Origin of the sequence: uncultured Stenotrophomonas sp., assembly GCF_945952405.1 — a bacterium.
GTDB lineage: Bacteria > Pseudomonadota > Gammaproteobacteria > Xanthomonadales > Xanthomonadaceae > Stenotrophomonas.
Genome location: NZ_CAMFIA010000025.1, coordinates 40,548 through 53,842 on the forward strand (window position 1 = coordinate 40,548; position 13,295 = coordinate 53,842).

Consider the following 13,295-nt stretch of genomic DNA (forward strand, 5'->3'; position numbering starts at 1 on the left):
CGCCCCCCCCTAGCGTTGCAGCGCTTCCTGCACCGCTGCGGCCACATCGGTGTTGTCGATGTAGCTGCCGTCATTCCAGCGCACATGCTGGCGGTACCCGGCATCGATGCCGCGCACGCGCTGGCCCAGCAGCTCCGACCCCGCCCCCTTGGCCCACAGCGGCACCAGCGCGTTGGAATGGTTGCCGGTGGGGCGGAAGCTCATCCCCGGCATGCGCCCCCGGCCATTGTTGCGCACCGGCTCGAAGGCGACGTTCTGTGCATCGGGCCCCATCGGCATGCTGTTGTCGTGGTCGGTGGTGACGATCAGCAGGTTGCGTTCCCAGCCGCCGTTGCGCTCGATCCACTCGACTACCGCCGCCACCGCGTCGTTGAATTCCGCCGTTTCCTCGATCAGCCGGCCGTACTGCGGCTGGTCGCTGCACTCGCCGTAATGCCATTCGGTGCCGCAGGCGCTGGTATGCGCGGCCCAGTCGGTGGCACCGCCCTCCACCATCAGGAACAGCCCCTTCGTTGAGCGTTGCTGCAGGAACCGCAGCGCTCCGCGGGTCATGGTGGCAAGATCGGGCACGCTGTCGATCCTGCGCACGCCGGACGGCATGGCCGCATCCTGGCCCAGCACCTGCAACTGGCGCGCCTGCTGCAGCGTATTGGCGACGCGCGGCACGCCGATCAGCGGCCGGTCGGCCGGCAACCGGCCATCGGCCAGCGCGGCGAACTCGTCGCTGCTGCGGATCAATCGCCATGGTCCAGCGGGATTGCCGCCGATCGCGGTGCCCGCTTCCAGCTGCCGCCAGTCCTGCTGCGAAACCCACTGCCACGGATTCGCGCAGCCCTCTGCCGGCGCCGCACCTGCGGCGTCGTCGCAGGCGCGGCCATCAACGCTGTAGCCCGGGCCACCGGTGCCCATCACCAGGTCCATGTGGCCCTGCGCCAGCATCTGATGGGCAATGGCGTGGTAGTTGTTGCGCGATTCGTTCTGCGCAGCGAATGCTGCCGGTGTTGCGTGTGCGAACGGCACCGAGGTCACCACGCCGGTGGCCATGCCGAGGCGCTTGGCGCGCAGCGTGTTGTACTCGACCGGGTTGCCATCGTTGTTGTAGTTGATGGCGTTGTTGTAGGTCTTGATGCCCGAGGACAGCGCCGTGCCCGCCGCCGCACTGTCGGTCGCCACCGCCGCCAGGTACTGGTAGCCGGCGAACGGCAGGTCCGCCGCCGGCACCGGTGCGCTGTCCCACGCCTTGTCCGCGTCATAGCCGAGGGTCTGCGCAGCGTCGCGGGTCGGTTGGCTGCTGGCATTCAGCGGAAAGGTGGTCACCGCCAGGCGCTGCGGAAAGCCTGCATACGGCGCCCCTTCGCGGCTGCCGTACTGCCAGTAAGCCGCCGCGTCCCAGCTGCCCCAGCCGGCACCGTCGTTGATCATCACGATCACGTTGTGCGGCCGCCCGGCAGTAGCGGCGACAGTCTCCGCACGCGGAGTGGTCTGGCAGCCGCCCAGTGCGGCCAGCGCCAGCAGCAGCGGGAAAAGCAGCGAACGGCGTGCAAGGCATACAGTCATCGGAGGTCCCGTCGGGCCAGCGGGCGGCCCGCAATGGCCGTACGTTATATCGTTTCAATATTGCAGCTTCGTGCAGCTGCCGCGCTTTATGCTGCAGGCTCGTCATCGCCATCGCCTCCCCATGTCGTCTCCAGCCCCTGCGCGCATGCCGCTGTCCTCCATCACGCTCGACGCCGCGACCTTCGCGGTGATCCACCAGCACAATGCGGACATCGCGCGGCCACCGGCGTCGCTGACCAAGCTGATGACCGCCTACGCGGCCCATGCCTGCATCGAGGCAAGCGGACGCTCGTGGCAGGAAGCGGTCCACATCGTGGCCGGCGATGTGGACGCCGTGGCCGATGATGAAACCCGGATGGGCCTGCAGCCCGGTGAATCCGTCAGCCTGGCGCGCCTGCTGGAAGGGCTGATGATCGTTTCCGGCAATGATGCGGCGCTGGCCATCGCGCGCCATCTGGATGGATCGCAGGCGGCGTTCCTGGACCGCATGAACCGGCATGCGCGGCAACTGGGCCTGCGCAGCACCTGGTTCGCCAGCGTCTCCGGCATCACCACGCCACAGCATGCGTCCAGCGCGCGCGACATGGCGGTGCTGGCCGCCTGCCTGCTGAATGACTACCCACAGATCCTGGCGATCACCGCGCAACGCGCGTTCGCGCATGGCGGCTTCAGCCGCAACAACCAGAACGCCCTGCTTGGCGATGACGGCGTGGATGGACTGAAGACCGGCTACACCCGGGCTGCAGGCTTCTGCCTGGCCGCCACCGCCTGCCGGACGCTGGCGGGCCACGCGCAACCGGTGCGGCTGATCACCGTGGTACTGGGATGCGACAGCCGCGACGCACGCGATGCGCTGGTGCGCGAACGCCTGGACGCCGGATTCGCGGCGCTGGCCGGCAGTACCCTACCCGCCTGAAGCGAAATGCGGCTCAGCGGCGCTTGACCGTTGCCACGATCAGCCGCTGCAGTTCGGCTTCAGCGCCGGCCTTGTCCAGCGCGCCGGCGGCCACGCCTTCGGACAGCGTTTCGGCCGCACCGAGAATGGCCCAGCGTCCCGCCAACGGCACCGTGCCTGCGGCCGCGAACGGGGCCAGCCAGGCCTCGCAGTTGTCGATGAAATCCTGCTGGTAGCGCCGCCGCACCTCGTGCAGCTCGGGCGCACCGACCAGCGCGGCAAGGATGCCCTGCACTTCGCTGCCCTGGCTGAGGATGCAGTCGATGTAGCCGGAGGCGATGGCCGCCGCACGATCGGCCAGTTGCGCCCTGGCACGGCCGATGCGCTCGTTGAAGACCAAGGTCTGGCGGCCGTCGTAGTCGTCATAGAGCGCGGCCAGCAGGCCATTGCGGGTCACGAAGTGATCGTAGGCCACCGGCTTGGTCACCCCGGCCGCTTCGGCCAGCCGGCCCAGCGTCAACGCATCGGTGCCCTCTTCGCCGACCAGCGTCCACGCCACGTCCAGCAACTGGCGGGCGCGTTGCTCCCGGGTCAGGCGGCGGCGCGTGGGGGTGGCGTTGGCGGGCATTGGCAGGGCACGGCGATCACTGTGTCGGAGTGCCGATTTTACGACCGATCTCCGTGGCCGATCGCAGATGCGCGTCGGCCATGCCGGAATCGGCATCCAGCAGCAGGTCCGACGACAGCACCGGCGCACCGCAGTAGTCGAAGATGCCCATGTCGATCTGCGTCTTCATCGCCGCGCCATAACCGCGACGCTCGATCATGTCCGCGCCGGCCCCACCGATACCGACCAGGTGCACGCGCAGCCACTGCAGCTTCTTACGCACCTTGCCGTCGGCTCCGTCCTGATAGGCCCAGCCCTGGGTGAACACGCGGTCGATCCACCCCTTCAACAGCGCGGGAAAGGACCACCAGTACAACGGGTAGACCAGTACCAGCGTGTTGGCGGACTCCAGCCGTGCCTGCTCGGCGGCGACATCGGCCGGGGCCGCACCGCCGCCACGGAACAGGGCCTGGTCCTGCGTGTTGAAGCGCGGATCGAAGCCTTCGGCCATCAGGTCGGCATGGGTCACGCGGTTGGCGGCGTCCGAGGCGGTGATGGCTTCGCCGATGCGCCTGGCGATGGCATGGGTCAACGCGCCGGATTCAGGATGGGCGGTAACGATGAGGGTGTGCATGGGGGATGTCCGGAATTCACTATCTACCAATAGTAGATAGCGACACGCGGAATACCAGCACCCTGCGTGGGACGCTGTTTCCGCATCCACCGTATAGTGCGGCGGTTCCCGCTGAGAGACCCGACGATGCACCGATATCTGCTTGCCCTTCTGCTGGCCCTGCCGATGGCAATGGCCGTTGCGCCAGCGCTGGCCGGTGAACTCAGTCCGGAAGACTCGGCCGCATTGCGCAAGGAGGTGCAGGCGATGATGGACGCCTTCGCCCGCGGCGATACCGAGCTGATCATCGCGCGCACCCATCCCAGCCTGAAGCAGCTGGCCGGCGGCGACGAGGCCTATGCGCGGGCAACCCGCGACACGGTGAAGGCGCTGCGCAAGGCCGGCGTCACCATCATCAGCGACGAAGCGGGCGTGCCGGGCCGCACCTATGCGGCCGGCGACGAGGAAGTCTGCTTCGTACCGCGCCAGTCACTGCTGCGCGTACGCGAAGCGCCGATGCGCAGCACGTCATTCATGGTCGCTGTGCGGCGCGTCGGTACCACGCAATGGCGCTATCTGGATGGCGCCGCGCTGCCGGACAACCCCGGCCTGTTGCAGTTGCTGCTGCCCGACCTGGAAGCGGACGTGGTGCTGCCGGAGAGTGAGACGGAAGCGCTGTAGCCGCAGGCACATGCATCCCGCATGGCGTGGATCTCCCGCCCTCTGCTGACCTGGGCCTGCGCCGGGGTTTCCCTCAACCGAACAGCGCGTTCAACGCGGCCCCGGACGCCGCCTGCTGCAGGCCATCGAAGCGGCCGTCCTGCACGATCGGCTGGGTCGCCTGCATCAGCCCACCCCATGCCGCACGCGCCAGCGCACCGCCCAGGCTGACCCGGCGCACGCCGAGGGCGGCGATGTCCTGCAGGCTCAGCGGTGTCGGTCCACCGACCAGCAGGTTCACCGGCTTCGGCCCCGCAGCGGCGACCACCGCGCTGATCTGTTGGCGCGTGCTGATGCCCGGTGCATACAGCACATCGGCGCCGGCCTCGGCATAGGCGCGCAGACGCTGCAGGGCGTCCTGCAGATCCGGTACACCAACGAAGAAGTTCTCGGCACGGCCGACCAGCAGCACCTCGCCACCGGCGCGGTCGATGGCGGCACGCGCCGCGCGCAGGCGCTCGACCGCCTGCTCGATCGGGCGCAGCGGCGCATCGGCGACGCCGCTGGCATCCTCGATCGACAGTGCCGCGATGCCGGTGTCGATCGCCGCGGCCACCGCTGCTTCCACCGCCTGCGGCGTCGCCCCGAAGCCGTCGCTGAAGTCGGCGTTCAATGGCAATGGCGTCGCCTCCACCATTACCCGCAGGTGCTCGAGCGTGGCCTGCAGCGAGACCGCGCCATCGGGCCTGCCCTCGCTCCAGGCGCAGCCGGCGCTGGTCGTGGCCAGCGCCCGGAAGCCCTGCCGCTGCAGGTAACGGGCGCTGCCCACGTCCCACGGATTGGGCAGCACGAAGCAGCCGTGCGCATGCAGTTGGCGGAAGCTGGCGCGCTTGCGCCGGGTGTCGGCATCGGATGCGGTCATGGCAGGTTCCAGAGCGGTACGGCGCACCCTAGCCTGCCCATCGGCCCCGCTCAATGCCACTCCGTGCGGCGGGCAGCAGCGGGCTGCAGCATGAGGTGATGCCACCTGCTTATTGGACACCACCGCGTTCGCTGCCCGAGCGTGCTTGCCTGTCCCGCTTCCTCCCGCCACGGAGCCCTTCATGCAGCCGGAACCGCATTCCACCGCCGACAGCCTCAGCGACACAGGCGACGATGATGCACAGTGGGCCGACCTGCTCTCGCCCGCGCGGCGGCGCCTGATCGCCTCGGCCGGGCTGGCCGCAGGCGGCCTGGCCAGCACATCGACGGCAACCGCGCGCGACGGTACAGCGGTGAACACCACCGAACCCGGGCGGCCTGGTTTCCGCGCCATCGTTCCACCGCCAGCGACGGGACGCAGCCCCTGGGGCCAGGCCACGGCCAGCGAGCCGACCCCACGTCCGGCCAGTGTCCGCCCGGGTGAGGCCACGCTGCCGACCACGCCGCGCGCCTATACCGACATCAAGAGCTATCACGCGCACATCTACTTCGATGAGGACAGCTTCGCCAAGGCGGCACTGCTGCGGCGCTGGGCCGCCGAGCGCTTCCCGGTGGAGCTGGGCAACTGGAACCTGGAGCCACGCGGCCCGCACGTCACGCCCTCGTTCTACTTCGGCTTCACCAACGACCTGCTGCCGGTGCTGGTGCCCTGGCTGCAGCTCAACAGCCTGGGCCTGACCATCCTGATCCACCCCAATACCGGCGATGGCCGCGCCGACCACCTCCACTACGCGCTGTGGGTCAACCGCGCGCAGCCAGTAAACGCCTACAACTGGCCGGCACCGAAGCCGGGCGAACGGGAGCTGCTGGAGCAGGTGTTCCCGAACGTGGTGCCGACGGTGCCGCTGGAGACCTGAGCGGGCCGCCCCCCCCATCCACGCATGGCGTGGATCTACCCTTGGCGACATGGGGCTGCCGCTAACGTCGGCCTACGTGCATGCATCCCCGGTCCGCACGGCATTCAGCGTGCCTTGATCCAGCGTCCGCCATACGGCCACAAGCGCTCCGGCAGATTTCAAACATTCGATTGAAACGCCGCAAACTTCGCCGAACTGGACAGCATCCACCGGTTCCGCCAGACTGCCGCCCTTTCCCGTCTTCCGGATCCCATGGCGAAGCTGCTGGTCCTGCATGGCCCCAACCTCAACCTGCTCGGCACCCGCGAGCCGGAGGTCTATGGTCACACCACGCTGGCCGACATCGACCAGGCCCTGGCCGCCCAGGCGGCTGCGGCCGGTCACGCGGTGGAAAGCCTGCAGTCCAACGCCGAGCACGTGCTGGTGGACCGTGTGCAGGCTGCGCGCAACGACGGAACCGCTTTCATCCTGATCAACCCCGCCGCCTTCACCCACACCTCGGTCGCCCTGCGCGATGCGCTGGCGGCGGTGGCGGTGCCGTTCATCGAGATCCACCTGTCCAACCCGCATACCCGCGAACCGTTCCGCCAGCACAGCTACTTCAGTGACAAGGCGGTGGGCGTGGTATGCGGCTTCGGTGCCGACAGCTACCGCTACGCGATGGACGCGGCGCTGCTGCGCGTACAGGCGGCCAGCGCGTGAAGACGCTGCCGCGCCTGCTCGCCGGCGCTGTGGCGTGGGTCGGCATCTGCGGTGCCGCCGCCGCGTTCGACCGCAAGGACGAAGACATCGACTGCGCCCATCCGGGTACCACGATGGAGAGCGACCTGTGCGCCTCGGACGTGGCCGCCGCCGCTGATGCCGAACTCAATACCGTCTATGCACAGGCGCGTCGCCAGCTGCGCTCCCCGGCCCGCGGCGGCAACTGCAGCTATTGCGGCGATGCCGAGCAGGAGCTGGTACTGGCCCAGCGCGCCTGGGTCCAGCTGCGCGATCACGACTGCAACGCGGTCTATGCCCTCAATTCCGATGGCACGGCGCGCAACGGCGCACAGATGCGCTGCCTGACCACCCTCGCGCGCGACCGTACGCGGCAGCTGCGCGAGTTCTACGAACTGCTTTGACCCGAGTGCAACCGCACTCCCCACCACACTGACATCACGAGCAAAGAGGCCACCATGGATCTCCGCAAAATCAAGAAGCTGATCGACCTGCTGGAAGAGTCGAACCTGGCTGAAATCGAAATCAAGGAAGGCGAAGAGTCGGTGCGCCTGTCGCGCGCCCCGGTGGCCGGCTACGCCGCTCCGGTCGCAGCCCCGGTGTACGCCGCTCCGGCCGCTCCGGCGCCGCAGGCGATGCCGATGCAGTCGCCGACCGAAGCCTCCACCGGCGGCACCGCCAAGCCGGGCCCGGCACTGCCGGAAGGCCACGTGCTGCGCTCGCCGATGGTCGGCACCTTCTACGCTTCGTCCGCTCCGGACAAGCCGGCCTTCGTCAGCGTTGGCCAGCAGGTCAAGGAAGGCGAGACCCTGGCCATCATCGAAGCCATGAAGATGTTCAACCCGATCGAAGCCGACAAGTCCGGCACCATCGTCGCCATCCTCGGCGAGAACGGCCAGCCGGTGGAGTTCGACCAGCCGCTGTTCGTGATCGGCTGAGGGGCGCGCCATGCTCGACAAAGTCGTCATTGCCAACCGAGGGGAGATCGCGCTGCGCATCCTGCGCGCGTGCCACACCCTCGGCATCCGCACGGTGGCCGTGCACTCCACGGTTGACCGCAATCTCAAGCACGTGGCCATGGCCGACGAGTCGGTCTGCATCGGCCCGGCGCCGTCGCCGCAGAGCTACCTCAACATCCCGGCGCTGATCGCCGCAGCGGAAGTCACCGACGCCCAGGCCATCCACCCGGGCTACGGCTTCCTGTCGGAGAACGCCGACTTCGCCGAGCGTGTCGAGGAATCCGGCTTCATCTTCATCGGCCCCAAGGCCGACACCATCCGCATGATGGGTGACAAGGTCGAAGCGATCCGCGCGATGAAGGCCGCCGGCGTGCCGTGCGTGCCCGGCTCGGGCGGCCCGCTGGGCGAGGACATCGTCGCCAACACCAAGATCGCCCGTGAGATCGGCTACCCGGTCATCATCAAGGCGGCCGGTGGCGGTGGTGGCCGCGGCATGCGCGTGGTGCACGCCGAAGCCTCGCTGAAGACCTCGATCGAAACCACCAAGAGCGAGGCCAAGGCCGCGTTCGGCAATGGCGAGGTCTACATGGAGAAATTCCTGGAGAATCCGCGCCACGTGGAGATCCAGGTGCTGGCCGACGGCCAGGGCAACGCCATCCACCTCGGCGAGCGCGACTGCTCGATGCAGCGCCGCCACCAGAAGGTGGTGGAAGAAGCGCCGGCACCGGGCATCACCGACGAGCAACGCGAGCAGATCGGCAAGGTGTGCGTGGAAGCCTGCATCCGCATCGGCTACCGCGGCGCCGGCACGTTCGAGTTCCTCTACGAGGACGGCCGCTTCTACTTCATCGAAATGAACACCCGCATCCAGGTGGAGCACCCGGTGACCGAGATGGTCACCGGCATCGACCTGGTGGCCGAGCAGCTGAAGATCGCCGCCGGCCAGAAGCTGTCGATCAAGCAGAGCGACGTGGTGCTCACCGGCCATGCGATCGAGTGCCGCATCAACGCCGAAGATGCCGAAACGTTCGTGCCGAGCCCCGGCACCATCACCGGCTTCCATCCGCCGGGCGGTCCCGGCGTGCGCGTGGACACCCACATCTACAGTGGCTACCGCGTGCCGTCGAACTACGATTCGATGATCGGCAAGCTGATCGTGCACGGCCCGGACCGCGAAACCGCCATCGCCCGCATGCGGGTGGCGCTGAGCGAAATGGTGGTCGATGGCATCAAGACCAACATCGCGCTGCAGCAGCGGATCATGCGCGACAAGGGCTTCCAGGCCGGTGGGCAGAACATCCACTACCTGGAAAAGCGCCTTGCCGAACGCAAGAACAAGCCGATCGCGCTGACCTGACCGGTCGCCGGATGCTGGACACGAAAAGGGCGGGGATATCCCCGCCCTTTTTCATTGTCTGTTGCGCCGGGCCGATGCTCGGCCGCTCTTTCCGGCACGCCGAGCATGGCTCGGCCCTGCAGAGGTGATTCAGCGCTTGTCGGCCACTTCCGCCGGAATCTGCGAATTCGGCAGCGGGCGAACGCCATTGGGCGAACTCGGGTCGACGATCACCATGGTCTCGGTGGACCCATCGGGCCACACCACCTGGAAAGTACTGCCCGCCGGCAACGAAGCGAACGGCATGCCACTCTGCGCGCGATACACCGCAGCGACCTGGCTGGCACCCACGCGGCGTACTTCTTCCTGCGCCTTCACCGTGGTCAGTTCCACCTTCGACAGATGCCGGTAGCGATCTTCATAGGTGTCGATCATCAACAGCCCGACCGCACCGGCCGAGTACGCCACGAACAGCGCCACCCAGAACCAGAACTTGGCCCCATGCAGGAATCGACGGTAATTCATTGCCCGCCCCTCTTTCCAACCAATCGCTTGATCCACTGCTTCATTTTCCCCGCACCTTGCCGCGATACCGCAGCGTCATACACGAAATCCCGGAAATCCTGCGTCCCATCCTGCGAACAGATCCCTCCATTCGCGCAAAAACTGTTGACCAGCACGCTGTCGGCCCCACACGGTAGACCGAGCTCGCAGGCGGCAAGCCGCCATGCCAGTTCACTGAGCTGTTCACCCGCCACCAGCCCGTTGAGCGCGCGATCGCCTGCCGCGCGCACGCCCATGCCCGGCGCGATCGCCATGAAGGCCTCCGGATCACGCGAAGTGCGCACCCGCTCGACCAGGTCGCGGCGGTACTCGGGGGTGTCATGCAGCGGCTCGCCCTCGGCGAACAGCGATGCTTCCGCAGCCAGGTTGCCCTGCGCCGCGGCCTTGCGGCGCTCGGCCAGCACCAGCGCGGCGCCCAGCTTGTCGCCGGGCACGAAGCCGCCGCAGCGCTGCGCCACGCGCTCGCGCGCCTGCACCATGGCCGGTGCGGCCGTCAGGCCCAGCCCGGCCAGCACGTTGTTGTCCAGGCGATAGCCGCCCGGATCGATGGCGTACTGCGCGCAGTAGTCATAGACCCGGCTGAGCATCCAGCGCGCCTCGTGGTTGCCTTCGTCGGCCTGCACGCGCAGGCGCTGCGCATAGGCATACAGATCGGTGGCGTCCTCGATATCGGCGCGCAGATCCAGCGGCAGGCCGGAAGGCAGCGCATTGCCGCGCTCGAAGGCGGCCAGACGGCGCGCCAGCGCCTCCGGCACCACCGGCAGCGCCACCGCGTCATCGGCGCTGGCGACGGTTGCCACCGGCAGCTCGCCCGTCGTCTCCGCGGCCGACCCGACATGCCCGCTGGCCCGGTACCCGGCCACGCCCAGCACGGCCACCGCGGGCAGCACCAGCAACCAGGTTTTCAGGGTCGGAGCGAAGGCCATTGGCAGCAGTGAGCGTTCACGGCGCACAGGAATTGCGCAAGTTTAGCAAGGCCCGACGGACCTGTCTGAACCGGCTTCGTTCATCCCACGACGGCATCTCAGGCAATACGGAGACGCCCCGATGGTCTAGCATGGCCCCCTTTCCCGCGATTGCTCCCACCGCCATGCCGTTCCTGGAACTGACCCTGCGTTGCACCGAAGCCACCCAGCCCCGCTATGAAAATGCGCTGGAGGACGTTGGCGCACTGGCCGTCACGCTGCTCGATGCCGAAGCCGATACCAGCAACGAACAGGCCATCCTCGAACCGGGCGTGGGCGAGACCCCGCTGTGGGACACCCTGGTGCTGAGCGCACTGTTCCCCGCCGACAGCAACGCGTTGCTGCTGCTGGCTGCACTGGAAGCCTTCGATCCGGAACTGGACTGGAGCGGTGGCAGCTTCCGCGCGGTCGAGGACGAAGACTGGGAGCGCGCGTGGCTGGACCAGTTCCAGCCGATGGATTTCGGCAGCCGTACCTGGATCGTGCCGTGGAACCATGAGCTGCCGGACGCCGCACAGGCGGCCGATGCCGCCGTGGTGCGGCTGGATCCGGGCCTAGCGTTCGGTTCCGGCACCCACCCGACCACGGCCCTGTGCCTGCGCTGGCTGGACCAGCTGGCCGCGGATGGCCTGCTGCAGGGCCAGCGCGTGCTCGATTTCGGTTGCGGCTCCGGCATCCTCGCGCTGGCCGCGCTGAAGCTGGGCGCCGCAGAAGCGATCGGCGTGGACAACGATCCGCAGGCCCTGGTCGCCACTGCCGACAATGCCGAACGCAATGGCGAGCAGGCGCGCATGCAGGTCTACCTGCCGCAGGACGAACCGGTCGCGACCTATCCGATCGTGGTCGCCAACATCCTCGCTTCGGCACTGGACGCACTGGCGGAACTGCTCGCCGCCCGCGTCGCCGCCGGCGGCCGCATCGCCCTGTCCGGCATCCTGCATGGCCAGGAAGGCGAACTGCTGCAGCGCTACGCCGCGTGGTTCGACGACCTGCAGGCCACCCAGGATGGCGACTGGATGCGCATCACCGGCGTGCGCCGCGCCTGATCGTGGTTGAATGACCGCTGGATCCGAGCCCGCGCCCTGAGCATGTCCGAGCCGAACCCACCGCGCCGTCCCCTGGCCACCTTCCTGCGTTCGGCGCCGGAAGGTGAGCCCGCGCCTGCGCGCGATGCACACACCCAGGACCCGGCCGAAGCCGCGCCCACTGCGCTGCAGGTTCCCGCCGGACCCCTTGCCACGGTAGCCGCGCCGGTGGCGGAAATGCGACACGACGATGACACGGCCGGCGTCGATGACAGCCTGGCCATCGAACCGGCGGCGGTCGCAGTAGCGGCCACTGCGGTCACCGTTGAAGCGCCCAGCTTCCTCGGTACTCCTCGCCCGCGCAGCCTGCCAGCGCCGCGCTGGCACTGGATGCTGGTCGCAGCGCTGGCGCTGGTACTGCTGCTGCAGAGCGTGCTTGCCGATCGCGCGCGGCTGGCCGCCGACGCCGGCAACCGCGCCTGGCTGACGACACTGTGCGGCGTCCTGCGCTGCAGCCTGCCGGCCTGGCACGAGCCGACCGCGTTCACCATGACCAGCCGCGAGATCCGGCCGCTGCCCGGACACGCCGGTGTGCTGCAGGTGCAGGCCAGCATCCGCAACGATGCACGTTGGGCGCAAGCCTGGCCGGACCTGCGCCTGTCGCTGTCCGATGCCGATGGCCGGGTGATCGGCAGCGGCGTGTTCACCCCCGCGCAGTACCTGGGCGAGCCCCCCGGCTCTGCCCTGCTGGAACCGGGGCAGAGCGCGCGCGTTGCGTTCCGTGTACAGGAGCCCGCGGCCTCCACGGTCGCATTCACCTTCGACTTCCTCTGACCGGGCAAGAGGCGTCCGGTCGTGGCAGGCCGGGCACGCTCGCGCTAGACTGGCCGCCACCACCTCGTCCGGCCGCGCGCTCCGCGCGCACGGGCCAACCGAATCGGGAACCCCCTTGAACGCTGTCCTTTCTCGTCCTGACAACAGTCGTGGCGCTCCCCGGCCACCGCTGCGTGAACATGTCGCCCAGTCCGTGCGCCGTTACCTGCGTGACCTCGATGGCTGCGACGCGGACGATGTCTACGAGATCGTGCTGCGCGAGATGGAGATCCCGCTGTTCGTGGAGGTGCTCAACCACTGCGAAGGCAACCAGAGCCGCGCCGCCGCGATGCTGGGCATCCACCGCGCCACCCTGCGCAAGAAGCTGAAGGAATACGGCATCAGCGCGTAAGCGCGGCTGCGGGTAGTGCCGGCCGCTGGCCGGCAACCCCATGATCGATGGCAGGGTATTGCCGTTGCCATTGCCATTGCCATTGCCATTGCCATTGCCATTGCCGGCCAGCGGCCGGCACTACCGGTGAATCCCCGCCACGCGTGGATGGGAAAACCCGTTGGTCTCAACCGCCGCCAGCCCGGTAGATCCACGCCATGCGTGGATGGGAAACCCCGTCGGCATCAACCGCCGCCGGCCCGGTAGATCCACGCCACGCGTGGATGGGAAACCCCCTCGGTATCAACCGCCGCCGGCCCGGTAGATCCACGCCACGCGTGGATGGGAAACC

The 13,295-nt window shown here is 68.3% G+C and carries 16 protein-coding genes; 10 read left to right on the top strand and 6 right to left on the bottom strand.

Annotated elements, in window-relative coordinates; genetic code table 11:
• Window positions 1-9 precede the first annotated feature (9 nt).
• The gene (locus Q0P60_RS18540; RefSeq protein ID WP_294996951.1) at window positions 10-1,557 is read right to left on the bottom strand and encodes an alkaline phosphatase; all 1,548 of its coding nucleotides are present in this window, start codon (window positions 1,555-1,557) and stop codon (window positions 10-12) included.
• 121 nt (window positions 1,558-1,678) lie between these two features.
• Here Q0P60_RS18540 and Q0P60_RS18545 point away from each other — a divergent pair, with 121 nt between their 5' ends.
• Window positions 1,679-2,473 (top strand): D-alanyl-D-alanine carboxypeptidase family protein, encoded by a 795-nt coding sequence (locus Q0P60_RS18545; RefSeq protein WP_294996953.1) that lies wholly within the window; start codon window positions 1,679-1,681, stop codon window positions 2,471-2,473.
• Between the two features lie 13 nt (window positions 2,474-2,486).
• Here Q0P60_RS18545 and Q0P60_RS18550 read toward each other — a convergent pair whose 3' ends face one another.
• Window positions 2,487-3,080: a TetR/AcrR family transcriptional regulator gene (locus tag Q0P60_RS18550; protein WP_294996955.1), complete on the bottom strand. Its 594-nt coding sequence runs from the start codon at window positions 3,078-3,080 to the stop codon at window positions 2,487-2,489.
• Window positions 3,081-3,096: 16 nt separating this feature from the next.
• The gene (locus Q0P60_RS18555; protein WP_294996956.1) at window positions 3,097-3,693 is read right to left on the bottom strand and encodes an NAD(P)H-dependent oxidoreductase; all 597 of its coding nucleotides are present in this window, start codon (window positions 3,691-3,693) and stop codon (window positions 3,097-3,099) included.
• Window positions 3,694-3,819: 126 nt separating this feature from the next.
• On the opposite strand from Q0P60_RS18555, the gene Q0P60_RS18560 reads away from it, so the two are divergent.
• Complete coding sequence (locus Q0P60_RS18560) at window positions 3,820-4,353, top strand: hypothetical protein (RefSeq protein WP_294996957.1); 534 nt, start codon at window positions 3,820-3,822, stop codon at window positions 4,351-4,353.
• Between the two features lie 73 nt (window positions 4,354-4,426).
• Here the strand turns inward: Q0P60_RS18560 and Q0P60_RS18565 are convergent, their stop codons facing one another.
• Window positions 4,427-5,254: an isocitrate lyase/phosphoenolpyruvate mutase family protein gene (locus Q0P60_RS18565; protein WP_294996958.1), complete on the bottom strand. Its 828-nt coding sequence runs from the start codon at window positions 5,252-5,254 to the stop codon at window positions 4,427-4,429.
• 181 nt (window positions 5,255-5,435) lie between these two features.
• Here Q0P60_RS18565 and Q0P60_RS18570 point away from each other — a divergent pair, with 181 nt between their 5' ends.
• The 5 genes from Q0P60_RS18570 (at window position 5,436) to accC (ending at window position 9,206) form a co-directional block, all read left to right on the top strand.
• Window positions 5,436-6,170 carry a DOPA 4,5-dioxygenase family protein gene (locus tag Q0P60_RS18570; protein WP_294996959.1) on the top strand — a complete coding sequence of 245 codons (735 nt, stop codon included), beginning with the start codon at window positions 5,436-5,438 and terminating at the stop codon, window positions 6,168-6,170.
• Window positions 6,171-6,422: 252 nt separating this feature from the next.
• Window positions 6,423-6,872, top strand: a complete 450-nt coding sequence (gene aroQ / locus Q0P60_RS18575) for a type II 3-dehydroquinate dehydratase (protein WP_294996960.1) — start codon at window positions 6,423-6,425, stop codon at window positions 6,870-6,872.
• Window positions 6,869-7,294: a lysozyme inhibitor LprI family protein gene (locus tag Q0P60_RS18580; protein ID WP_294996961.1), complete on the top strand. Its 426-nt coding sequence runs from the start codon at window positions 6,869-6,871 to the stop codon at window positions 7,292-7,294. The genes aroQ and Q0P60_RS18580 overlap by 4 nt, the downstream gene beginning before the upstream one ends.
• A gap of 54 nt (window positions 7,295-7,348) precedes the next feature.
• A complete protein-coding gene (accB, locus tag Q0P60_RS18585) occupies window positions 7,349-7,828 on the top strand; it encodes an acetyl-CoA carboxylase biotin carboxyl carrier protein (RefSeq protein ID WP_032129560.1) in 480 nt (159 codons plus the stop codon).
• A 10-nt stretch (window positions 7,829-7,838) separates the two neighbouring features.
• Complete coding sequence (accC, locus tag Q0P60_RS18590; RefSeq protein ID WP_294996963.1) at window positions 7,839-9,206, top strand: acetyl-CoA carboxylase biotin carboxylase subunit; 1,368 nt, start codon at window positions 7,839-7,841, stop codon at window positions 9,204-9,206.
• Window positions 9,207-9,335: 129 nt separating this feature from the next.
• Here accC and Q0P60_RS18595 read toward each other — a convergent pair whose 3' ends face one another.
• Both Q0P60_RS18595 and Q0P60_RS18600 read right to left on the bottom strand, forming a co-directional pair.
• The gene (locus Q0P60_RS18595) at window positions 9,336-9,710 is read right to left on the bottom strand and encodes a hypothetical protein (protein ID WP_294996965.1); all 375 of its coding nucleotides are present in this window, start codon (window positions 9,708-9,710) and stop codon (window positions 9,336-9,338) included.
• A complete protein-coding gene (locus Q0P60_RS18600; protein WP_294996971.1) occupies window positions 9,707-10,675 on the bottom strand; it encodes a hypothetical protein in 969 nt (322 codons plus the stop codon). The genes Q0P60_RS18595 and Q0P60_RS18600 overlap by 4 nt, the downstream gene beginning before the upstream one ends.
• A gap of 164 nt (window positions 10,676-10,839) precedes the next feature.
• Here Q0P60_RS18600 and prmA point away from each other — a divergent pair, with 164 nt between their 5' ends.
• The 3 genes from prmA (at window position 10,840) to fis (ending at window position 12,964) form a co-directional block, all read left to right on the top strand.
• Complete coding sequence (gene prmA, locus Q0P60_RS18605; protein WP_294996973.1) at window positions 10,840-11,760, top strand: 50S ribosomal protein L11 methyltransferase; 921 nt, start codon at window positions 10,840-10,842, stop codon at window positions 11,758-11,760.
• A 42-nt stretch (window positions 11,761-11,802) separates the two neighbouring features.
• The gene (locus tag Q0P60_RS18610) at window positions 11,803-12,573 is read left to right on the top strand and encodes a DUF3426 domain-containing protein (RefSeq protein ID WP_294996967.1); all 771 of its coding nucleotides are present in this window, start codon (window positions 11,803-11,805) and stop codon (window positions 12,571-12,573) included.
• Between the two features lie 115 nt (window positions 12,574-12,688).
• The gene (gene fis, locus Q0P60_RS18615) at window positions 12,689-12,964 is read left to right on the top strand and encodes a DNA-binding transcriptional regulator Fis (RefSeq protein ID WP_005419706.1); all 276 of its coding nucleotides are present in this window, start codon (window positions 12,689-12,691) and stop codon (window positions 12,962-12,964) included.
• Window positions 12,965-13,295: the final 331 nt, after the last annotated feature.

Coding starts and splice junctions, on each gene's coding strand:
- aroQ (WP_294996960.1), top strand. CDS start 6,423: ATGGCGAAGCTGCTGGTCCTGCATGGCCCCAACCTCAACCTGCTCGGC.
- Q0P60_RS18595 (WP_294996965.1), bottom strand. CDS start 9,710: ATGAATTACCGTCGATTCCTGCATGGGGCCAAGTTCTGGTTCTGGGTG.
- Q0P60_RS18570 (WP_294996959.1), top strand. CDS start 5,436: ATGCAGCCGGAACCGCATTCCACCGCCGACAGCCTCAGCGACACAGGC.
- prmA (WP_294996973.1), top strand. CDS start 10,840: ATGCCGTTCCTGGAACTGACCCTGCGTTGCACCGAAGCCACCCAGCCC.
- Q0P60_RS18560 (WP_294996957.1), top strand. CDS start 3,820: ATGCACCGATATCTGCTTGCCCTTCTGCTGGCCCTGCCGATGGCAATG.
- accB (WP_032129560.1), top strand. CDS start 7,349: ATGGATCTCCGCAAAATCAAGAAGCTGATCGACCTGCTGGAAGAGTCG.
- Q0P60_RS18540 (WP_294996951.1), bottom strand. CDS start 1,557: ATGACTGTATGCCTTGCACGCCGTTCGCTGCTTTTCCCGCTGCTGCTG.
- Q0P60_RS18610 (WP_294996967.1), top strand. CDS start 11,803: ATGTCCGAGCCGAACCCACCGCGCCGTCCCCTGGCCACCTTCCTGCGT.
- Q0P60_RS18565 (WP_294996958.1), bottom strand. CDS start 5,254: ATGACCGCATCCGATGCCGACACCCGGCGCAAGCGCGCCAGCTTCCGC.
- Q0P60_RS18550 (WP_294996955.1), bottom strand. CDS start 3,080: ATGCCCGCCAACGCCACCCCCACGCGCCGCCGCCTGACCCGGGAGCAA.
- Q0P60_RS18600 (WP_294996971.1), bottom strand. CDS start 10,675: ATGGCCTTCGCTCCGACCCTGAAAACCTGGTTGCTGGTGCTGCCCGCG.
- Q0P60_RS18555 (WP_294996956.1), bottom strand. CDS start 3,693: ATGCACACCCTCATCGTTACCGCCCATCCTGAATCCGGCGCGTTGACC.
- Q0P60_RS18545 (WP_294996953.1), top strand. CDS start 1,679: ATGTCGTCTCCAGCCCCTGCGCGCATGCCGCTGTCCTCCATCACGCTC.
- accC (WP_294996963.1), top strand. CDS start 7,839: ATGCTCGACAAAGTCGTCATTGCCAACCGAGGGGAGATCGCGCTGCGC.